General features: G+C 39.3%; 20 protein-coding genes. 17 read left to right on the top strand and 3 right to left on the bottom strand.

The annotated features are described in order from the left end of the window. Nucleotides 1-60 precede the first annotated feature (60 nt). Nucleotides 61-1,017 carry a magnesium transporter CorA family protein gene (locus tag CUS89_RS02105; protein ID WP_104870854.1) on the bottom strand — a complete coding sequence of 319 codons (957 nt, stop codon included), beginning with the start codon at nucleotides 1,015-1,017 and terminating at the stop codon, nucleotides 61-63. Between the two features lie 209 nt (nucleotides 1,018-1,226). On the opposite strand from CUS89_RS02105, the gene CUS89_RS02100 reads away from it, so the two are divergent. The 17 genes from CUS89_RS02100 to ileS all read left to right on the top strand — a co-directional run bounded on the left by CUS89_RS02100 (nucleotide 1,227) and on the right by ileS (nucleotide 19,341). Continuing rightward, complete coding sequence (locus CUS89_RS02100) at nucleotides 1,227-1,595, top strand: DUF3397 domain-containing protein (protein WP_104870853.1); 369 nt, start codon at nucleotides 1,227-1,229, stop codon at nucleotides 1,593-1,595. 170 nt (nucleotides 1,596-1,765) lie between these two features. Further along, nucleotides 1,766-2,197 (top strand): division/cell wall cluster transcriptional repressor MraZ, encoded by a 432-nt coding sequence (gene mraZ, locus CUS89_RS02095; RefSeq protein ID WP_104870905.1) that lies wholly within the window; start codon nucleotides 1,766-1,768, stop codon nucleotides 2,195-2,197. Nucleotides 2,198-2,218: 21 nt separating this feature from the next. Continuing rightward, the gene (gene rsmH, locus CUS89_RS02090) at nucleotides 2,219-3,178 is read left to right on the top strand and encodes a 16S rRNA (cytosine(1402)-N(4))-methyltransferase RsmH (RefSeq protein WP_104870852.1); all 960 of its coding nucleotides are present in this window, start codon (nucleotides 2,219-2,221) and stop codon (nucleotides 3,176-3,178) included. 4 nt (nucleotides 3,179-3,182) lie between these two features. After that, nucleotides 3,183-3,581, top strand: coding sequence for a cell division protein FtsL (gene ftsL / locus CUS89_RS02085; RefSeq protein ID WP_104870851.1), 399 nt, complete (start codon nucleotides 3,183-3,185; stop codon nucleotides 3,579-3,581). Next, the gene (locus CUS89_RS02080; RefSeq protein WP_104870850.1) at nucleotides 3,582-5,774 is read left to right on the top strand and encodes a penicillin-binding transpeptidase domain-containing protein; all 2,193 of its coding nucleotides are present in this window, start codon (nucleotides 3,582-3,584) and stop codon (nucleotides 5,772-5,774) included. Between the two features lie 16 nt (nucleotides 5,775-5,790). After that, a complete protein-coding gene (gene mraY / locus CUS89_RS02075) occupies nucleotides 5,791-6,753 on the top strand; it encodes a phospho-N-acetylmuramoyl-pentapeptide-transferase (protein ID WP_104870849.1) in 963 nt (320 codons plus the stop codon). 12 nt (nucleotides 6,754-6,765) lie between these two features. Then, nucleotides 6,766-8,127, top strand: a complete 1,362-nt coding sequence (gene murD, locus CUS89_RS02070; RefSeq protein ID WP_104870848.1) for a UDP-N-acetylmuramoyl-L-alanine--D-glutamate ligase — start codon at nucleotides 6,766-6,768, stop codon at nucleotides 8,125-8,127. A gap of 26 nt (nucleotides 8,128-8,153) precedes the next feature. Continuing rightward, nucleotides 8,154-9,242: an undecaprenyldiphospho-muramoylpentapeptide beta-N-acetylglucosaminyltransferase gene (murG, locus tag CUS89_RS02065; protein WP_104870847.1), complete on the top strand. Its 1,089-nt coding sequence runs from the start codon at nucleotides 8,154-8,156 to the stop codon at nucleotides 9,240-9,242. Between the two features lie 14 nt (nucleotides 9,243-9,256). Next, a complete protein-coding gene (locus tag CUS89_RS02060; protein WP_104870846.1) occupies nucleotides 9,257-10,408 on the top strand; it encodes a cell division protein FtsQ/DivIB in 1,152 nt (383 codons plus the stop codon). A gap of 153 nt (nucleotides 10,409-10,561) precedes the next feature. Continuing rightward, the gene (gene ftsA, locus CUS89_RS02055; protein WP_019723318.1) at nucleotides 10,562-11,890 is read left to right on the top strand and encodes a cell division protein FtsA; all 1,329 of its coding nucleotides are present in this window, start codon (nucleotides 10,562-10,564) and stop codon (nucleotides 11,888-11,890) included. A 21-nt stretch (nucleotides 11,891-11,911) separates the two neighbouring features. Next, the gene (ftsZ, locus tag CUS89_RS02050) at nucleotides 11,912-13,159 is read left to right on the top strand and encodes a cell division protein FtsZ (RefSeq protein WP_010735977.1); all 1,248 of its coding nucleotides are present in this window, start codon (nucleotides 11,912-11,914) and stop codon (nucleotides 13,157-13,159) included. 15 nt (nucleotides 13,160-13,174) lie between these two features. Further along, nucleotides 13,175-13,861: a YggS family pyridoxal phosphate-dependent enzyme gene (locus tag CUS89_RS02045; protein WP_071865934.1), complete on the top strand. Its 687-nt coding sequence runs from the start codon at nucleotides 13,175-13,177 to the stop codon at nucleotides 13,859-13,861. Continuing rightward, nucleotides 13,861-14,460: a cell division protein SepF gene (locus tag CUS89_RS02040; protein ID WP_104870845.1), complete on the top strand. Its 600-nt coding sequence runs from the start codon at nucleotides 13,861-13,863 to the stop codon at nucleotides 14,458-14,460. Before CUS89_RS02045 ends, CUS89_RS02040 begins: the two co-directional genes overlap by 1 nt. Before the next feature lie 30 nt (nucleotides 14,461-14,490). Beyond that, nucleotides 14,491-14,760 carry a YggT family protein gene (locus tag CUS89_RS02035; protein ID WP_104870844.1) on the top strand — a complete coding sequence of 90 codons (270 nt, stop codon included), beginning with the start codon at nucleotides 14,491-14,493 and terminating at the stop codon, nucleotides 14,758-14,760. Nucleotides 14,761-14,793: 33 nt separating this feature from the next. Continuing rightward, nucleotides 14,794-15,576, top strand: a complete 783-nt coding sequence (locus tag CUS89_RS02030) for a YlmH family RNA-binding protein (protein WP_104775503.1) — start codon at nucleotides 14,794-14,796, stop codon at nucleotides 15,574-15,576. 20 nt (nucleotides 15,577-15,596) lie between these two features. Continuing rightward, nucleotides 15,597-16,304, top strand: a complete 708-nt coding sequence (locus CUS89_RS02025) for a DivIVA domain-containing protein (protein ID WP_019722916.1) — start codon at nucleotides 15,597-15,599, stop codon at nucleotides 16,302-16,304. Nucleotides 16,305-16,548: 244 nt separating this feature from the next. Beyond that, nucleotides 16,549-19,341 carry an isoleucine--tRNA ligase gene (ileS, locus tag CUS89_RS02020; RefSeq protein ID WP_104870843.1) on the top strand — a complete coding sequence of 931 codons (2,793 nt, stop codon included), beginning with the start codon at nucleotides 16,549-16,551 and terminating at the stop codon, nucleotides 19,339-19,341. Nucleotides 19,342-19,432: 91 nt separating this feature from the next. Here ileS and zwf read toward each other — a convergent pair whose 3' ends face one another. Both zwf and CUS89_RS02010 read right to left on the bottom strand, forming a co-directional pair. Further along, the gene (gene zwf / locus CUS89_RS02015) at nucleotides 19,433-20,956 is read right to left on the bottom strand and encodes a glucose-6-phosphate dehydrogenase (protein WP_181055288.1); all 1,524 of its coding nucleotides are present in this window, start codon (nucleotides 20,954-20,956) and stop codon (nucleotides 19,433-19,435) included. Between the two features lie 14 nt (nucleotides 20,957-20,970). Continuing rightward, nucleotides 20,971-21,618, bottom strand: a complete 648-nt coding sequence (locus CUS89_RS02010; RefSeq protein WP_071865938.1) for a metal-dependent transcriptional regulator — start codon at nucleotides 21,616-21,618, stop codon at nucleotides 20,971-20,973. Nucleotides 21,619-21,902 lie beyond the last annotated feature (284 nt).

Below are 21,902 nucleotides of genomic sequence, written 5' to 3'. Positions count from 1 at the left end.
CGATTTATTATTATTAACTTAATTTTACATGCTTTTGGCTTATTCTACAAGAGGGCATCTCTATAAAAACTTACCTTTTTTCAAATAATAAGTCGTTAGAAGTGAAATGATCACAGTCAATAGTATCAACCAAAGAAAAGCATCATCCCTTTCAGCAATTGGTAGTTTAATATTCATACCGTAAATACTTCCAATGATTGTCGGAATCGTCAGGATGATTGTCAAAGAAGTTAAAATTTTCATAATATTATTCAAGTTGTTTGAAATGATAGCAGAAAAAGTTTGGTTCATTTGTTCGACTAACTTCAAGCGAATGCGAGCGGTTGTCTTCGCCTGTTCTGTTTCGATGATCACATCTCTTAGGTGATTCATCATCGCGTGATTATTTTTGACCGATTGGTTCTCAGCTAATTGTTGCAACGCATCAAGATTTGAGGCAGTCGCTTCTTTGAAGTAAACCAAGCTTTTTTGGATATCCATGATTTGGTACAATTGTTTATTTTCAGTTGAAACTTTTAGTTGTGTTTCCAACAGATCACACTGAGCAAGTAAGGAAGAGAGATAGGTGTTATAGGACTGGGTGATCTGCCAAAGTAACTGCATAAAGATATTTAAAGTTGTCGAAAGATCGTTTCTTTGAAACGTTTGATGAAAGACTTTTTTCAAAAAAAGTGGTTCATGATTCGTAATTGTGATAAGCTTCTTTTTGGGCGTGAGAATAATCGAAAACGGATAGGTATCTACTTGGAAATATCCGCTAGGACTGGTTTTTGGAAAAGGGTATTGTAATAATACCAATGCTGGCTTTGTTAGCTTTTCTTGATTAAATTCTTCTACCCGTGAGTTTTCTGCATCGTCTAAGACAGACGTGAGATAATCTTTAGGTATCTGGAATTGTTTGATCAATTGATTGATTTCTTCTTCGGTTGGTCGCTCGACACAATACCAAATGGTTTCAGCCGTTTCTTCCATCGAATCAATCAATTTCTGGTCTTCAAGTGTGAAATACTTTATCATTGGGAACCTCCTAAATACTTCTTTCTTCTATTATAACTAAATATTGAAAAGAACACATTGAAAGAGACTATCCATTGATCATCAATCTTGATTTGTAAAAAAACGACTGCAACAAAATAATAAAACAGTATAAATTTAAACTAAATGAAATCGTTGTGTAAACTAAATCACGTATACTTAACGCAACGATTAAAAAGGAGATTTGTCGTATGGGCAGTTTTTCACCACTTGTATTATTTTGGTACATCTTTCCGGCAATCGTGATTTTTGGTTGTCAATTTCTAGTAAAAATCTTTGCTTTGACTCGTCGTTTTAAAGTCAAAGCACCTGATTTAGCCGTTCCTTTTTTGTGGGGAGGCATCCACGCATTGTCTCGTAATACCGCTACGTCTTCATTTTTGCCTTTTTTATTGATCACCATCCTTTTAATGGCAATCTGTATCGCGTTATTCCAAGCTTATTACTATGACGAAATCGTGTATTCGCGTTATTTCAAAATGACTTGGCGTCTTACTTTTTTAGTAACCTTAGTCATGTATGTCGTATTGATCGTCTTAAACTTCCTTTCGTTTCTCTAATATGGCGCAATCAGGCTGTTAAAAGACTTTTAAAAATCTTTTAGCAGCCTGATTGTTAAAATTTTTTTTACTAATCAAAAAGTTATTCTCAGATTTCCCATAAAAGGTGGTAGAAAGTGGGGGATTGTGGTAGACTGATTTTAGTTAGTGGAGGATTGGGGGTAGTTTCGATGTTAATGGGCGAATTTCGGCATAATATTGATGCAAAAGGTCGTTTGATCGTGCCTTCAAAACTACGCGAAGAATTAGGCGAACAATTCGTGTTGACTCGTGGATTAGATGGCTGTCTTTTTGGCTATCCGATGAGCGAATGGAACGAATTAGAGTCGAAACTCAATGATATGCCCCTAGCAAAGAAAGATGCTAGGACCTTTGTCCGTTTTTTCTACTCAGCAGCTACAGAGTGTGAGTTGGACAAGCAAGGACGTATCAATATCCCTAATACATTAAGAAACTACGCAACAATAACGAAAGAGTGTGTCATTGTTGGTGTGTCAAACCGAATCGAGATTTGGGATGAAACCAAATGGCAAGAATTTTCTGAAGCTGCGGAAGAAAACTTTGATGAAATCGCTGAAAATATGATCGATTTCGGATTATAAGAAATAGGAAGAGGCTGACCAATGACTGAAACATTTCAACACTATACAGTCATGTTAAAAGAGACGGTAGATGGACTTGCAATCAAACCGAACGGAATTTATGTGGACTGTACACTCGGCGGTGCCGGGCATAGCGAATACTTATTAAGCCAACTGAATACAGAGGGTCATCTTTATGCGTTTGATCAAGATCAAACGGCAATCGATCACGCGAAAATCCGTTTGGCTAAGTATGTCGAAAAAGGTATGGTCACTTTTATCAAAGCAAATTTCCGTGAGCTTGAAGAGCGCTTGACTGAATACGTCCCTAAGGTCGATGGTATCCTTTACGACTTAGGCGTGTCTTCGCCACAATTAGACGAAGCAGAACGAGGATTCAGTTATCATCAAGATGCGCCTTTGGATATGCGAATGGATCAATCAGCACCTTTGTCAGCGTATCATGTGATCAACGACTATCCATACAACGAATTAGTGAAAATCTTCTTCCGGTATGGAGAAGAAAAGTTTTCAAAACAAATTGCCAGAGAAATTGAACGGGTGAGAAAAGATCATCCGATTGAAACAACCGGGGAATTAGTAGAGATCATCAAACAGGTGATCCCTGCCCCAGCAAGACGAAAAGGCGGCCATCCTGCAAAGCGTATTTTTCAAGCTGTGCGGATTGCAGTCAACGATGAGCTAGGCGCGGAGGAAGCTTCCTTAGAACAAGCAATCCGCTTATTGAAGGTCGGTGGTCGAATCAGTGTGATCACTTTCCACTCATTAGAAGATCGAATCGTCAAAAACATGTTCAAAGAATATAGTACAGTCAAAGATCTACCGCCAGGTTTGCCGGTCGTACCTGATGAGTTCCAACCTGAATTAAAAGTGATAACGAGAAAACCGATGTTGCCATCTGAAGAAGAATTGGCAGAAAACAATCGTTCTCGTAGTGCAAAATTGCGCATCGCTGAAAAAATACGAGAGAAAGAGGAGTAGAAGAATGGCAGAACTAAAGAAAGTCCAACAATATCCATATGATTTACAAGAAATTGAACTACCAGAGCAACCTCTGCCAGATTCACCCTCAGAGAAAGAAATCGTTCTTCCTCAATCTCCAGCAAAACGCTTGAAGCAAATCTCTATTTTTGAAAAGCTTGCAGTAGTATGTATTGCTTTTTCTGTCGTTGCACTTTGCGTGTTGACAGTGATGTTAAGAACCAACATCAGTGGTATGGAAAAACAAATTGGTGCACTACAGTTTGAATACAATGAAAAAAATCAAGAAAAAATCAGTTTGGAACAAGAGAAAAGTGAACTTTCTCGTACCGAGCGTGTCAAAAAAATCGCAGAAGAAAAAGGGTTGTCAATCAATGACGACAATTTAAGGAAAGTGAAGTAAATGAGTCTTAAAAATAAATTCCGGCGGTTTATGGAAAAGAAAAATCTAAATCCGATGAACAATCGCAAAAAAGTAGGTATCATTTTATTTGCTACGAGTATTGGGTTGTTCTTTTTATTTGCCGTTCGTTTTGCGTACATCGTGATCGGTGGACATGTGGCTGGCACGTCATTAGAAGAAAAAACGAACCAGCTTTATCAAGGTAGTGAAGAAGTCAAAGCAAAACGAGGCACGATCTTTGACCGTAACGGGGTGGCATTAGCAGAAGATGCCACTTCTTACTCAATCAAAGCGATTCTTTCTGAAACATATACGACTGGAAACAAAAAATTATATGCACAAGAAAAAGATTTCGATACACTTGCGGATATTATCAGCAAAAACCTTTCAATGGAAAAAAGTAAAGCCTTGAAGGTGCTACGCGATGGAGCCGAACAAAATCTCTACCAAGTAGAATTTGGGAATTATGGACGTAATATCACCCAAGAGACGAAACAAAACATCGAAGCAGAGATGAAAGCAGCAGATGTTACTGGGCTTTATTTCGATAATCACCCTGCCCGTATGTATCCTAGTGGGGTATTTTCTTCCCATTTTATTGGCTATGCGGTACCGGACGAAGATGAAAATGGCTTAGTTGGTCGACTTGGGATCGAATCTGCTTATAATGATATTTTGAGTGGACAAAACGGAAAGATCTACTATCAAAAAGATAATTTCCAAAACCCATTACCAGGGACTGTAGCAGAAGAAGAAAAAGCAATTGATGGTAAAGATGTGTATACGACCCTTGATAGCCGTCTGCAAAGTTATTTAGAGACCTTGATGGATCAAGTCAATGAAGAATACCAACCTGAAGAATTGACTGCGGTGCTGATGGAAGCCAAAACAGGTGAAATCACTGCAATGAGCCAACGTCCGACGTTCAATCCTGAAACGATGGAAGGTCTGACGGGGAAAGACGCTGTGTGGCGTAATATCCTTGTACAAGATTCTTATGAACCTGGCTCAACGATCAAAGTCTTCACGACAGCAGCTGCTATCGAAGAAGGTAAATTCAATGAAAATGAATCTTTCTTATCTGGACAGATCAAAGTGGCTGATGCAACGATCAATGACCATGACTTCGGTAAAAAAGGAATGCTGACGATGCGTCAAGCTCTTTCATGGTCCAGTAACGTTGGTATGGTAATGCTTGAACAGCGTTTAGGTGGGAAATGGTATAACTATTTGCAAAAACTAGGGTTTGGGCAAAGTACCCACTCTGGGTTGGATGATGAAGTTGCGGGTGCTTTACCAACTGCTAATATCGTCGACCAAGCGATGAGTGCGTATGGTCAAGCCATCGGTGTCACGAATTTCCAAATGATGAAAGCTTTCAGCGCAATCGCCAACAACGGGACGATGATCCAACCACGTTATATCAGTAAGATCGTTGATCCAAACACTGGAGAAGAAGTCTCTACTGAAACGGAAGTGCTAGGTCAGCCGTTCTCAAAAGAAACAACAGAAAAAGTTCGTGAGTATATGCGCGATGTCATAGAAGATGAAAATTACGGTAGTGCTTACGGAGTATATAGTGTTCCAGGATACAACATCGCAGCCAAGACCGGAACAGCTCAGATCGCCTCTGATACAGGAGGCTATCTAACAGGTGATACCGCGTATCTGTATTCGATCGTCGAAATGGTACCAGCTGAAGATCCTGAATATGTGCTTTATCTGACAATGAAACATCCGAAAACATATGATCGAACAGCTTTAGCAAAAATTGCAAACCCATTGCTGAAACGGGCAATGGATTTCAAAGAAGCTGAAACAGCTACGCCAGAAGAGAAAAAGACGGAAAATATCACTGTCTCTGATTATCGTAATTTAAATCCTGATATTGCTGCTGCAGATGCACAAAAGAGCGGTTTGCAACCAGTAGTCATCGGCGATGGAGATAAGGTAGAAGCACAATCCACAGCAAATGGTGATGAGCTGATATCAGGAGAAAAATTGATTTTATATAGTGGTGGTACTGCATTGATGCCTGATGTGACAGGGTGGTCAAAGGCAGATATCATGAAATTAGGAAAAATACTTGGTGTTGAAGTGACGTTCCACGGTGATGGTTACTGTACAGAACAAAGCCTCGCACCTTATGAAAAAATATCTGATGAAACATTGAGTTTCCATCTAAAAGAATAATAGGAGAGAAGAGAGCATGGATTTGACACAAACATTAATTCCCATTGCGAGTAGTTGTGCAATGACGATTGCAACAATGCCGTTATTTATTGGTTATTTTCAAATGAAAAAACAAGGCCAAGCCATTCGTGAGGAAGGACCTAAATGGCATAATGTAAAAGCCGGAACTCCAACGATGGGGGGATTGGTGTTTTTAGTCAGCGCGCTCTTGACAGGTATCTGGGTAGGCGCTTGGCAACAACAGTTGACGCCTACTCTTTTCATCCTACTCTTTGTACTTGCTCTATACGGAGCAATCGGTTTTTTAGATGATTTCATCAAAATCTTCAAGAAAAGAAATATGGGGTTGAACTCAAAGCAAAAATTGATTGGCCAAATTGTTGGTGGGATCATCTTTTATCTCGTTTATCGTGGCGAAGGATATCCTGGGACACTGAATTTTTTTGGGCTTGATCTTCCTTTAAGTTGGGTGTACGGATTATTCGCAATTTTCTGGTTGGTTGGCTTTTCTAACGCTGTTAACTTAACAGATGGTATTGACGGCTTAGTAGCTGGATTAGGAAGTATCTCATTTTTGACCTACGCAGTGATTGCTTGGCACCAACAGCAGTATGATGTCTTAATTATCTGCTTGAGTGTTTTAGGTGGTCTACTAGGATTTTTCGTCTATAATCGCAAGCCTGCCAAAATATTCATGGGGGATGTCGGTTCCTTAGCACTAGGAGGATTGTTAGCAGCAATCTCGATCATGCTCAATCAGGAATGGACATTACTATTGATCGGTCTGATGTATGTCATCGAAACAGCTAGCGTGATGTTGCAAGTATCTTCTTTCAAATTGACTGGTAAAAGAATCTTTAAAATGTCACCGATCCATCATCATTTCGAGATGAGTGGTTGGTCTGAATGGAAGATAGATACTGTCTTTTGGATAACAAGTGTAATTACTTCATTGATCACATTATGGATCGTATGGTAGGAGATGACGAGAATGAAAAAAATAACAACTTATGAAAATAAAAAAATCCTTGTTTTAGGATTAGCAAAAAGTGGATTCAGTGCGGCCAAGTTATTACATGAACTGGGCGCACTTGTCACCGTTAACGACGGAAAACCGTTTGATGAAAATCCTGAAGCGCAAGAATTGCTGTCCCTAGGAATCAAAGTAGTGACTGGTAGTCACCCAATCGAACTATTAGATGAAAAATTTTCAGTCTTGGTCAAAAACCCAGGTATTCCTTACACACATCCGTTAGTTGCAAAAGCACAAGAAATGGGTATTCCGGTAATTACGGAAGTTGAATTGGCTTACGAAGTAGCGGAATGCCCAATTATCGGCATTACAGGAACCAACGGAAAAACGACAACAACAACAATGACTGGTTTATTGTTGAATGCAGGGAAATCTGCAGGTGTGACTCGTTTAGCTGGAAATATTGGGTTTCCTGCTAGTAGTGTGGCACAAGAGGCTGGTCCCAAAGATAAGATTGTTATGGAACTTTCAAGTTTTCAATTGATGGGGATTACTGATCTCCGCCCACACATTGCAGTGATCACGAATATCTATGAAGCGCATATCGACTATCATGGTTCTCGTCCGGCCTACGTCAAAGCCAAATGGCATCTGCAAAAAAACATGACGTCTGAGGATTATCTTGTATTGAATTGGAACCAAAAAGAATTACAAGAACTAAGTAAAAAAACGAAAGCAAAAGTGTTGCCTTTTGCGACTGATCAAATCTTAGAGACAGGTGCTTATTCTTTTGAGGGAGCCATTTATTACGACAAAGAAAAAGTCATGGAAATCTCTGAAATAGGAGTTCCAGGTGCGCACAATGTCGAAAATGCTTTAGCAGCGATTACCGTCGCTAAACTATATGGTGTAACAAATGAAGAAATAAAAGAAACGTTGAGTCACTTTCATGGCGTTCCACATCGTACACAGTATGTCGGTGAGGTCCAAGGCCGTAAATTTTACAATGATTCGAAAGCCACAAATATTTTAGCAACTAAAATGGCATTAAGCGGATTCCAACCAGAAAAATTGATTTTGATCGCCGGTGGACTTGATCGGGGCAATGGCTTTGATGAACTCATTCCATCACTTGAAGGTGTGAAGGGATTGATCACTTTTGGTGAAACCAAAGAAAAATTGAAGGATGCTGGAAAAAAAGCTGGGATACGTACAATCTATACAGCAGAGTCTGCGGAAGCAGCGGTACCTATAGCTTTAGAAAATAGTGAAGCAGGGGATATCGTTTTATTATCACCAGCCAATGCAAGTTGGGATCAATACCCCAATTTTGAGATCCGTGGCGATCGCTTCATGGAAGCCGTAAGAAAATTAAAATAGAAAAGTAGAAACGAGCGATAATAACTATGAAAATTTTGGTAACAGGTGGAGGAACCGGTGGACATATCTATCCCGCGCTAGCCTTCGTCAATTATGTGAAAACACAAGAGCCGAACGCCGAGTTTATGTATGTAGGTGCAAAACGTGGTTTGGAAAATAAAATTGTTCCAACTACTGGGATTCCTTTTCATACCTTAGAGATCCAAGGATTTCAGCGAAAGTTTTCACTAGCTAATGTCAAAACGATCCATTTATTCTTGAAAAGTATCCATCAAGCGAAGAAAATACTAAAAGAATTCCAGCCGGATATTGTGATTGGAACCGGTGGTTATGTCTCTGGGGCAGTTGTCTATGCTTCTGCCAAGTTAGGGATTCCGACGATCATCCATGAACAAAACAGTGTGCCGGGAATGACGAATAAATTTTTAAGTCGTTATGTGGATCGAATCGCGCTTTCTTTCAAAGATGCAGCTACCTTTTTCCCAGAAGAAAAATCAGTTTTGATCGGTAACCCGCGAGCACAAGAAGTTGCGGATACGATGAAAACTGATATTCTAAAAAAATTCGATCTTGATCCTGAGAAGAAAACAGTCTTGATTTTTGGTGGAAGCCAAGGGGCATTAAAAATCAATCAAGCTGTTACTTCTTATTTGGATACATTCGAAGCGACGGATTATCAGATCCTTTACGCATCAGGTGAACGTTATTATCAAAGCATCAAGGAAAAACTGGGAGAAACCAAAGCGAATATCAGTATCCAACCGTACATCAATGAAATGGCAGCGGTGATGGCGGCAAGTGATCTATTAGTCGGACGAGCAGGGGCAACCTCCATTGCTGAGTTGACTGCACTTGGATTACCTTCGATCCTTATCCCAAGTCCTTATGTGACGAACGATCATCAGACCAAAAACGCCATGAGTCTCGTTCGAGTTGGGGCGGCTAAGATGATCGCCGATGGAGAGTTGGATGGTGATTCGTTGGGGGCAGCGATAAATGAGATCATGGCAGATGAAACATTACAACAGAACATGTCAACTGCCTCTAAAACATTAGGTATCCCGGATGCATCTGAGCGCTTGTACCAACTAGCAAAATCGTTAATCAAAGAATAAGGTGGTGGTCATAGATGAGTAAGAAAAAAGAAACAAAAAAAATGCCAGAGCAGTCAAACGATGAAAGTTCGCTGACGCCTTGGCAAATGGCCAACCGTAAATACTTAGAAGAACATAAAGAGCAAACAGATCATCGAACAGGAGCAAGTGAAAAAAAGGAGCATAAAGAAGAACAAATAGAAACTTCTGCTTCTAAAACAGAAGAACTGCCTGTTGAAGATGAGTTATTAGACTATGAAGAAATCGAACATAAGAAAGATGGAGCACCTTATAATGGTTCATTTATCGATCGCTTACCTAATTTAAAAAATTATCGAAACAAAGTTTTATATAAAAGGCTGAGTTTAATTATTTCCATTCTTTTGATTCCTTTGTTATTTTTGATTTATTATGTTTCTCCGTTGAGCAAATTAGAGGGCGTTTCTATTTCTGGAAATGAAGTTGTTGCGAAAGAAGAAATATTGAAGGATACGCAATTGGAATTGAACCAGCATATTTGGGGACAGTATTGGCATCGCCAAAATTACATCGATCGTTTGAAAAAAGAGCAACCTCGAATAAAATCAGCTACGATCGGTTTTAATAGTGTCAATACATTTGAGCTTTCTGTCACTGAATACAAAGAGATCGCTTTGATTTTAACAGACGGAAAATATAGCCCTGTGATCGAGGATGGCACGGTGTTAGACGAGACAGTGGAGAGCCCAACAAAAAATCTTCCAATTCTAGAAGGTTTCACTGACTCGACAAAAATCAAAGATTTAGCAAAAGAATATAATAAACTATCTCCAGAATTACAAAAAGCCATTTCGGAAATCAAATATACACCACGTAATACGAATCAAAATTTGATCCAGTTGAATATGAACGATGGGAATCAAGTCATTGTCAATATTACTAACTTAGCAACGCAAATGAATTTTTATGCGCAAGTAGCTAGCGAAATGGAAGAAAATGGTGTGATCGATATGGAAGTAGGCATTTTTTCTTACCCTTACTCAAATAATAGTGAAGAAGCGCAAGAAGAAGGATCAGAAGAAAGTACAGATCAAACTTCCACTCCAGAAACAGGCGATAGTGAGCCTCAAATAAGTGAGAATCAAGACGAATTGAATCCAACGAATGAAAATACGACCCCATCTTCGTCAAGTTTAGATGAAAATTAATAAAACCACTGTAAAATGTGATAATGTACTTTCTAAAAACTGGTGATTTATGGTAAAATTGGAAACAGTGAATATATCTATAAAGTATATTTTTAAAACGGACGTATTTGTTCGCATGTATATGGAATAGTTAAGTAGGAGGGAATCCCATTCATGGCAAAAACAGGAATGTACGTAGGCCTTGATATTGGAACGACATCAGTCAAAGTTGTCGTGGCTGAATATATCGACAGCCAAATGAATATTATTGGAGTAGGGAACGCAAAATCAGAAGGGATTAACCGAGGCATCATCGTTGATATCGATAAAACAGTACAAGCGATACAGCGAGCAGTGCGTCAGGCAGAAGAAAAAGCCGGCATTCAAATCAAAAGTGTAAGTGTGGGTCTACCAGCAAACATGCTTGAAGTAGAAAACTGCCAAGGGATGATTGCAGTAAACGGAGATTCAAAAGAAATCACCGATGAAGATGTCCGCAATGTGGCTTCAGCTGCACTGGTTCGTTCAATACCTCCTGAACGTCAAATCGTGTCAATTTTACCACAGGACTTTACGGTAGATGGATTCGAAGGCATCAAAGATCCTCGTGGGATGATCGGTGTCAGATTAGAAATGTATGGTCTATTATTTACAGGACCAAAGACAATCATTCATAACATTCGTAAGTGTGTTGAGAATGCGGGATTGATCGTCAATGAATTAGTGATCACACCTTTAGCGTTGACTGAATCAATTCTTTCAGATGGAGAAAAAGATTTTGGTACAATCGTTATCGATATGGGTGGTGGACAAACAACAACTGCTGTCATGCATGACAAACAGTTGAAATTCACGAGCCTAGATCAAGAAGGTGGCGAATTTGTCACAAAAGATATCTCTATTGTTTTAAATACTTCCTTCAACAATGCAGAAGCATTAAAAATAAATTATGGGGATGCTTATCCAGAACGTACCTCAGAGCAAGAAGAATTTCCGGTAGATGTGATCGGCCAAACAGAGCCTGTTCGAGTCGATGAACATTACCTATCAGAAGTGATCTCTGCTCGAATGGAACAAATCTTCAATAAAGCAAAAGAGGCGTTAGATCAAATCGAAGCATTAGAGCTGCCTGGTGGTATCGTATTGACTGGTGGGGCAGCTAGCCTTCCAGGTGTCGTTGATTTGGCACAGGAAATATTTGGCGTAAACGTGAAACTTTATGTACCAAATCAAATGGGTCTAAGAAATCCGGTATTTACAAACGTGATCAGTATTGTTGATTACTCTGCGAATTTAAGTGAAGTATACCAATTAGCTAAAATCGCTGTTATGGGGGAATCAGCACCTGTTCATTATACAACCAATGAGCCGGAAGCTCACACATCATATGAACAATACGATGTGGCAGAAGAAACAACGTATAACGAAGAACCAGAAGAAAAAAATTCTGGCGAAAACGTAACAAGTAAAATCAAAGGATTTTTTACCAATATATTTGATTAATCATCGTGGGAGGAAAAAAACATGGAATTCTCAATTGATAATAACATCAATGACGGCGCAGTCATCAAAGTAATCGGCGTCGGTGGTGGAGGCGGAAACGCTGTAAACCGTATGATTGAAGAAAACGTTAAAGGTGTTGAGTTTATCACTGCCAACACAGACGTTCAAGCATTAAAAAATTCAAAAGCAGAAACAGTGATCCAATTAGGCCCTAAATACACACGTGGTTTAGGTGCAGGTTCACAACCAGAAGTTGGCCAAAAAGCAGCTGAAGAGAGTGAACAATCTTTACGTGAAGCATTAGAAGGCGCAGACATGATCTTCATCACTGCTGGTATGGGTGGTGGAACTGGTACTGGTGCTGCACCGATCGTTGCTGGAATCGCTAGAGAATTAGGCGCATTGACAGTGGGTGTTGTCACTCGTCCATTTACATTTGAAGGACCAAAACGTGGCCGTTTCGCTGCGGAAGGTATCGCACGTTTGAAAGAAAACGTTGATACATTATTGATCATCTCAAACAACCGTCTTCTTGAAGTCGTTGACAAAAAGACACCAATGCTTGAAGCATTCCGTGAGGCAGACAATGTCTTACGTCAAGGTGTGCAAGGTATCTCTGATTTGATCACAGCACCAGGTTACGTAAACTTGGATTTTGCTGATGTGAAAACAGTGATGGCAAACCAAGGTACCGCTTTGATGGGTATCGGAGTAGCAAGCGGTGAAGAACGCGTGATCGAAGCAACGAAGAAAGCAATCTCTTCTCCATTATTAGAAACATCGATCGATGGGGCAGAACAAGTCCTATTGAACATCACTGGTGGCTTGGATATGACGTTATTCGAAGCACAAGATGCTTCAGATATCGTAGCAAATGCAGCAACTGGCGATGTAAATATCATCTTAGGTACATCGATCAATGAAGAAATGGGCGATGAAATCCGTGTAACGGTCATTGCTACAGGTATTGATGAAACAAAAAAGGAACGAAAGTCTAGTCGTCCAGCTAGACAAACGTCAACTCAAACGCAATCTTCTGCTCAAAGCAATCGATTAGACATGGACCAAGCAAAACCAATCACTGCTGAAGATGAAAGCAGTTTTGGTGATTGGGACATCCGTCGCGAACAAAATGTTCGTCCAAAAGTGGATGAGTCTAATTACGAAACTATTGAGAAAAAAGAATTTGATACATTCAATCGTGAAGAAACAAAAACAAAAGGTGACGACGAATTGAATACACCGCCGTTTTTCCGTCGTAAAAAATAAAAGGAGGAAGAGCACATGATTGCTGACAACTTGCAGAATATCAAGCAAGACATTCAGGATTCGTGTGCTCTTGTTCATCGTGACCCGAAAGAAGTGACATTAGTAGCTGTTACAAAATCTGTAGAATCACTCCAAACAGAAGAATTAATCAATGCCGGAGTGACACATTGTGCAGAAAATCGTGTCGATAAATTGTTGCAAAAAAAACAAGATTTGCTTAAATATTCTGAAGTGAAGTGGCATTTAATTGGTAATTTACAACGCAGAAAGGTAAAATTGATTGTAAATGAAATTGATTACTTTCATGCGTTAGACAGTTTGAAATTAGCAGAAGAAATCCAAAAAAGATTAGAAAAACAATTAGCTTGTTTTGTGGAAGTCAATGTGTCTGGTGAAGTATCGAAACACGGTATCTCACCAGCGGAGCTTCTGCCTTTCTTAGAATCTTTAGCAGCCTATCCAAATATACAGGTAGTAGGACTTATGACTATGGCACCGAAGGACGCTTCTGCTGAACAAATTCGTAAAGTGTTTGAAACGCTGAGAGAATTGCGTGATCTTGCCCAATCAAAACAATACACACATGCACCATGTACCGAACTGAGCATGGGGATGAGCCAAGATTTTCAACTTGCAATTGAAGAAGGAGCTACATTTATCCGTGTAGGAACAGCGCTATTCAAAGACGAGGAGGAAGAATAATGCCACTTTTAAACAGGGGAGCAATTGCTAATTTTTTCGGATTAGCTGATGAAGAAGAGTACGAATACGAAGATTATCCTGAACAACAAAAGGTTGCCAAGCAGCCAACTAAATCAAACACACAGTATCAACAACATTCTCCAGCTGTTTCACAGCCGATTGAAAAAAAACAACGCCCAACGACGACATCACGTCCGGTTGGTCGTGAGAATGCGCCGATGAACGAAACAAAAAAAGTCATCGAATTACATCAAACTTCTACAAAAAATACGCAAAAAGACCAACGACAAACGAGACCATCTGTTCAACCGAACACACAGTTAGCAGGAAAAATCACAGTGATGGAACCTCGTGCCTACTCTGAAGCAATGACGATTGCTAAAAGAATCATTGCGGGAGAAGCAACATTAGTCAACTTTCGGTTAGTAGAAGAAAAGCAGGCTCGACGTATCGTGGATTTTCTAACAGGGACAGTCTATGCGTTAGACGGCGATATCAAACGAGTAGGTGATGAGATTTTCCTTTGCACACCAGCTGGTCTGGAAATCGATAGTTCAACGGCTCAATCTTTCGCAGATGGAAGTATGTTTGATCTGTAAAGAGGAGGAGCAAACATTTATATTCTTTTTATGATACTTAATTTAATTTCACGTGCTGCATACTTTTATAGCATGATCCTAGTAGTTTATGCGTTACTATCTTGGTTTCCTGGAGGATATCAATCTAGTCTTGGACGCATATTATCAAAGATTTGTGAACCATATATCAGCCTATTCGATCGTTTGCCTTTAAGATTTGGACCAATGGATTTTACGATCTTAGCATCAATTGTGATTTTAAATCTTGCTGTCCAAGGATTGCAGCATATCGTTTTATGGATGATTACGTTCGCTATTTAGTATTGAGCAACCAGGGATATAGGAGGGAATCAAGTGGATACGAATGTGTATCAGCATTTCCGAGTAGATGAACGTCCGTTTATTGACTCTGTCGGAGATTGGATCGAACAGGTCCAGAGTCAGTATGCACCTTATCTGACAGAATTTCTTGACCCAAGACAATGTTACATCTTAGAGACCTTGATTCGCCAAAATAGTGACTTACGTTTTCAATTATACGGCGGTTATGAGCAAGCAGAACGAAAAAGATGCTTGATTTTCCCAGACTACTATGAACCAGTTGACGATGATTTTGAAATGTCGTTATATGAAATCCATTACCCAAGTAAGTTTGCCAGTTTGAGTCATGGCAAGATTTTAGGTACACTAGTTGGTACAGGGATAAAACGTTCTTACTTCGGTGATATTATTTCAGATGATGACCGATGGCAAGTTTTCATTGCAGACGAAATCGATCATTTTGTCGTTAATCAAGTGACTAAAATCGGGAAAGTGGCTGTTCGCTTAGAAGAGATCAATTACACAGAGATGATCTTGCCAAAAGATAGCTGGACTCAAGAAAGAGGCACAGTCAGCTCACTTAGACTGGATAGTGTGATCTCGGAAATCTATAATATTTCAAGACAGCGTTCAAAGCAACTGATCGAATCGGGGAAAGTAAAAGTGAATTGGACAGAAAATACGAAACCGGACTTTTTGCTTGAGTTATTAGATATTGTTTCGATCAGAGGATATGGTAGAATACAAATCCAAGACCTTGAGGGGAAAACAAAGAAAGACAAGTGCAGGGTGTTGTTTGGTGTATTACGTAAATAAAACAAGAAGGTGGTTTACTCATGGCTTTAACTCCATTAGATATTCAAAATAAAACATTCCCAACGAAAATGCGGGGATATAATCAAGACGAAGTAGATGATTTCTTAGATTTAGTGGTTCGTGATTACGAAGAAGTAACACAAAGAAATCGTGAACTAGAAAAAGCAGTGAAGCATTCAGAAGAAAAACTTGAATACTTCAATGAATTAAAAGATGCTTTGAACCAATCGATCATTGTGGCACAAGATACAGCCGACAAAGTAAAAACAAGTGCAAGTAAAGAATCAGAAGTAATCGTGACTTCTGCACAAAACAAAGCAGACGAAATGGTAGCAAACGCTGAAAAACGCGCGCACCAATTAACAACGGATGCAGAAGAAAAAGCCCGTCGTATTTTGACAGACGCAACTGAAAAAGCAAGACAACTAGCTACAGAAACAGAAGATTTGAAGAAGAAAACACGTGTATTCCATCAACGAATCAGCTTGATGTTAGAATCACAACTTGAACAAGTGAAAAGTCCAGAATGGGATGAGATCTTACAACCATTCTCTAGTTATGTAACGGACAGCCATGAAGTAATCAAAGAAGTTTTGGCAAAACAGCTTGACAATGAAATTGAAAGTGATGTACACTCTGAAACAGGAGTATACGAGTCTCCAGTGACTGCTTTTGATACGCAAGCAATCGATCTTTCGATCATTCCTGGAGAATACGAAGAAGAGTAGAACAGAAAAGCATTTTGACATTCTTAAAGCGAGCCAATGACAGTGTAAGATTGGTAAGACCCTGCAAAGTGAAAGATCCTCTACTTGTTTTATTTCTGAACGATAGTAAGAAATAGCGGTTGACCTCGTTATCGGTCTTTGAGAGTTACGATCGTAACTAAATTTGGGTGGTACCACGGCATGTTCGTCCCTAGGATGAACATGCTTTTTTGCGTTCTGTAAACTAAAGCTAAGGAGTGTTTATATGAAAATGAAAGAAACCTTGCAATTAGGAAAAACAAGTTTTCCTATGCGTGGGAATTTGCCGAACCGTGAAGGTGAGTGGCAAAAAGAATGGGAAGAAAATCAAATCTATCAACAAAGACAAGCGTTGAATGAAGGCAAACCGAGCTTTATTCTTCATGACGGCCCCCCGTATGCAAACGGAAATATCCATTTAGGGCATTCTTTAAACAAAATCAGTAAAGATATCATCATCCGTTCAAAATCAATGTCTGGTTTTCGTGCGCCTTACGTTCCCGGTTGGGATACGCATGGCTTGCCGATCGAGCAAGTGTTGACGAACAAAGGGATCAAAAGAAAAGAAATGACGATGGCTGAATACTTGGAAAAATGTCGTGAATACGCCCTTTCACAAGTAGACAAACAACGGGAAGACTTTAAGCGTTTAGGCGTTGCTGGTGATTGGGAAAATCCTTATGTCACTTTAGATCCTTCCTATGAAGCTGCACAGATCCGTGTGTTTGGTAAAATGGCTGAAAAAGGGTATATCTACAAAGGATTAAAACCAATTTACTGGTCACCATCTAGTGAATCTTCATTAGCTGAAGCTGAAATTGAATATAAAGATGTCAAATCTCCTTCAATCTATGTCGCTTTCACTGTGAAAGATGGCAAAGACCTTTTGGATGAAGATACTGCTTTCGTTATTTGGACAACGACACCATGGACATTACCAGCTAACCAAGGGATTGCTGTAAATCCAACATTTACGTATGTCTTAGTAGAAGCTGATGGTCGCAAATTTGTCGTTGCCAAAGATTTGATGGAAACGGTGCAACAGGCAATTGGCTGGGAAACAGTCACAGTCTTAAAAGAATTTGCAGGACAAGAGATGGAATACATGACAGCGACACATCCATTCTATGATCGTGAATCTTTAGTGATCTTAGGAGATCACGTGACCTTGGATGCAGGTACTGGATTAGTCCACACTGCACCTGGACACGGGGAAGATGACTATATTGCAGGAAATCGTTACAAATTACCTGTTGTTTCTCCTGTGGATTCTAAAGGTGTATTTACTGATGAAGCACCTGGATTTGAAGGAATCTTTTATGACAAAGCAAATCCAATGATCACGGATCTATTACAAGAAAAAGGTACCTTGTTGAAATTGGATTTCTTCACCCATAGTTACCCACATGACTGGCGTACTAAAAAACCTGTGATTTATCGTGCAACACCACAATGGTTTGCTTCGATCAATGATTTCCGCCAAAACATTCTTGATGAAGTGGAAAAAGTTGATTGGATCATTCCATGGGGAAAAACACGTCTTTACAATATGGTACGTGATCGCGGCGATTGGGTCATCTCACGTCAACGTGCTTGGGGCGTTCCGCTACCAATCTTTTATGCTGAAAATGGTGAAGCAATCATTACACCTGAGACGATTGAACATGTCGCTGAATTATTTGCGGCACATGGCTCAATCATTTGGTTTGAAAAAGAAGCGAAGGACTTACTACCAGAAGGCTTTACGCATCCAGGATCACCAAATGGCGAATTTACGAAAGAGACAGATATCATGGATGTTTGGTTTGATTCAGGTTCTTCTCATGAAGCTGTTTTACGTCAACGTCCTGAGTTATCTTTCCCGGCGGATATGTACCTTGAAGGTTCTGACCAATACCGTGGTTGGTTCAATTCAAGTATTACAACAAGTGTCGCAATCAATGGTGTTGCGCCATATAAATCAGTTTTATCACAAGGCTTCACATTAGATGGTGAAGGTCGAAAAATGAGTAAATCATTAGGCAATACGATCGTTCCAGATAAAGTGATCAAACAATTTGGTGCGGATATCCTCCGTCTATGGGTATCTAGTGTGGACTACGAAGCAGATGTTCGTGTATCAATGGATATTTTAGGTCAGGTTGCTGAAGTTTATCGGAAAATCAGAAATACGATGCGATTCTTATTAGCAAATACGGATGATTTTGATCCTAAGAAAGATGCAGTAGCGTATGAAGATCGTCGTTCAGTTGATAAATATATGACAGTTCGTTTGAATCAAGTCATCAAAGAAATCCGTGAAGAAGGATATGATAAGTATAACTTTATGCAAATCTATCGCACGGTGATGAACTTCTTGACAGTGGATCTTTCTTCTTTCTATCTGGATTTTGCGAAAGACGTGGTCTATATTGAAGCAGAAAATGATCATCAACGTCGTTGTATGCAAACTGTTTTTTATGAAACGGCTGTTTCATTAACGAAATTATTGACACCGATCATTCCTCATACAACAGAGGAAATCTGGTCATTCTTAAAAGAAGAAGAAGCTTATGTTCAATTAAGTGAGCTACCAGGATATGTTGAATATGCTAACCAAGATGAGTTGTTAGATACATGGGCAGCCTTCATGGATTTCCGTGATAAAGTCTTAAAAGCACTAGAAGAAGCAAGAAATAGTAAATTGATCGGAAAATCATTAGAAGCAAAATTAACGATCTATCCGAATCAACAGGTGAATCAATTATTGACAGCAGTTGCTGCTGACATTCCTCAATTATTGATCGTCTCACCAGACTACTTTACGATTATGCCAGAAAACACTGAAGCGCCTGAAAATGCTTTAGTCTTTGATGATGTAGCGATCTTAGTCGAAAAAGCAGAAGGCGAAACGTGTGATCGTTGTCGCCAAATCCGTAAAGATGTTGGCACTGATGAAAAATTACCACACTTATGCGGACGTTGTGCACAGCTTGTTGAAGCGTTCTACCCAGAAGCAGTCGCAGAAGGTTTTGAATAAAAGTAAGCAAAAAACAACCAAACACATTTTGTGTTTGGTTGTTTTTGATATATAAAAAAGTATTTTTAAGCGAATAACAAGTGATTGGTGACTAATCCAATTTTCCACGTTCACGGTACCAATGATCTGGTTGCCAGATCCATTCGAAACCATCTTTTTCTAAAAGTTCGAATGCTGCTTCAGGACCCATAGAACCAGCTTTGTAATTTGGAAAATCTGGTTGTACTTGATCCCAAACTTGGCGGATCACATCAACGATGTGCCAAGATTGTGCGACTTCTTCCCAGTGAGAGAAGTTTGTGCTATCGCCATTCAACGCATCTAACATAAGCTTTTCATAGGCTTCAGGACTATTTTCGACCATTTCAGCACTATTGCGATATTCCAATTTGATTGGATCTGTTGCAAAACCCTGACCAACTTTTTTTCCATTTAATGTAAATGAAAAACCTTCTGTTGGTTGGATATAGATAGTCAAGACATTGGGTGGTAAGGTTGGGTCATTGCAAGGTTCATCGATGGATGTTTTAAATACATTGACTGGCACTTGTTTAAAGACGATATTGATTCGTGTGCCTTTTTCAGTAAGACGCTTACCGGTACGTACATAAAAAGGTACGCCAGACCAACGGAAATTATCGATCGTGAATTTTCCAGCAACAAATGTTTCAGTGGTGGATTCTGGATCAACGTTGTCTTCTTCACGATAACCTTTGAATGTCTGATCGTCTAATTGACCTGCAGCATATTGCCCACGTACAAAATTTTCTAAGACTTCCTTTTTTTCATAGATACGAATAGCTTTTAACGCTTTGATCTTTTCTGATCGGATTTCTTTTTCAGAAAAAGCAACAGGCGGTTCCATCGCAAGTAATGCTAATACTTGAAGGATATGATTTTGGACCATATCTTTTAACGCGCCGCTGTGGTCATAATAACCACCACGATCTTCAACACCTAAACTCTCACCAAAAGTGATTTGGATGTTGTCGATGTAACGATTGTTCCATTGAGACTCAAAAATATTATTGGCAAAGCGGATCGCAGAGATATTTTGGATCATTTCTTTACCTAAGTAATGGTCGATACGGAAAATGTCATCTTCTGGAAAGACTTGTCGGATTTTTTCATTCAATTCAAATGCAGATTGGAAATCAGAGCCAAAAGGTTTTTCGATGATCAATCGGTTAAAGCCAGTCTCAGTGACGATTTTTTGAGATTTCAAATGTGAAACGATCGTACCGAAAAACTGTGGAGCCATGGCTAGATAGTACATTCGATTGCCATTCAAGTGGTATTTTTCATCTAAACGATCAGATAATTCTTTTAATGTTTGGTAATGAGAAGAATCATTGACATCATGAGATTGATAATAAAAATGGCTAGCAAATCGTTCGGCTTCTTCAGCAGAAGGGTTCAATGATTCGATTGTTCCTTTGACCACTTCACGATAGTGTTCATCACTCCAAGGGCGACGTGCTGTACCGATCACAGCAAAATGTTCACTCAAGTTACCTTTTTTGTATAAACGAAAAAGTGAAGGATACAATTTACGTTGTGCTAAATCTCCTGTACCGCCAAATATAGTAAATAATACGTTTTTTTCATTCATTATTTGCGTAATCTCCTTTACAGTTTATCGACAAAAATTGTACTGGCGGCTTTAAAGCTGACAGGAATTTTTTTGGTTTTATTTTGGATAGTGATTGGACCTTCATAGGCAGCTACATCAGTGATTTCATAAGTTTCATCAATATTGACATCGATTGTCACTAAATAGTCTAGTAATTCCTTTTCATCAAGGACACGAGCGATCCGAATTTTTGTTCCGACTGGGTAGGACTCAAGTGTTTGACGACGTTCTTCGTGGACAACTTGTTCCTTTTCAGGAATAATGCCTCCGTGAGGACAATGTTTAGGATGATTTAAATAACTTTCTAAATGATCCGCAAGCTGTTCAGAAGTCACATGCTCAAGGACCTCAGCATCGTCATGGACCTCATTCCAGTTGTAATCTAAATGTTCGACTAAAAAAACTTCCCATAATCGATGTTTACGTATCAGGCTACTTGCTTTTATCAGTCCGCTATCAGTCAATTGTACACCTTGGTAAGGAGAGTGTTCGACTAGTTTTTCTTTTACGAGTTTAGAAATCATTTCGCTTACTGAAGCAGGTGACACTGCTAGGCTAGAAACGATTTGTTTATTGTTGACTTTAGTTGTGTCACCGCCTAATTCCAGAATGATTTTTAAATAATCTTCTCGGTTTGGTGTCATATGCGATCATCCTTTCATGGTAAGAAACCATCACTTGTAAGTGTAACAAAAAAAACACAAATTGACTATTTTATGAGAAAAAAAGTAGGTCATAACTTTCGTTTTTTTTATTTTTTCATATCTAATGGTTACTCCAGATTTCTAAGGATTTATTTGAGATATGAAATGTAAAAATAGCCACTAGTTGGAAATTACTTTGGTCTTATCATAGCATCACTTGAGAAGTAGTTGTGATCTAGAGGAAGTCACTTGGATGAAACTTGCAAAACAAGTCCATTAGTTTA

This window comes from Enterococcus mundtii, assembly GCF_002947535.1.
GTDB lineage: Bacteria > Bacillota > Bacilli > Lactobacillales > Enterococcaceae > Enterococcus_B > Enterococcus_B mundtii_B.
This window is presented reverse-complemented; position numbering and strand designations above follow the sequence as displayed.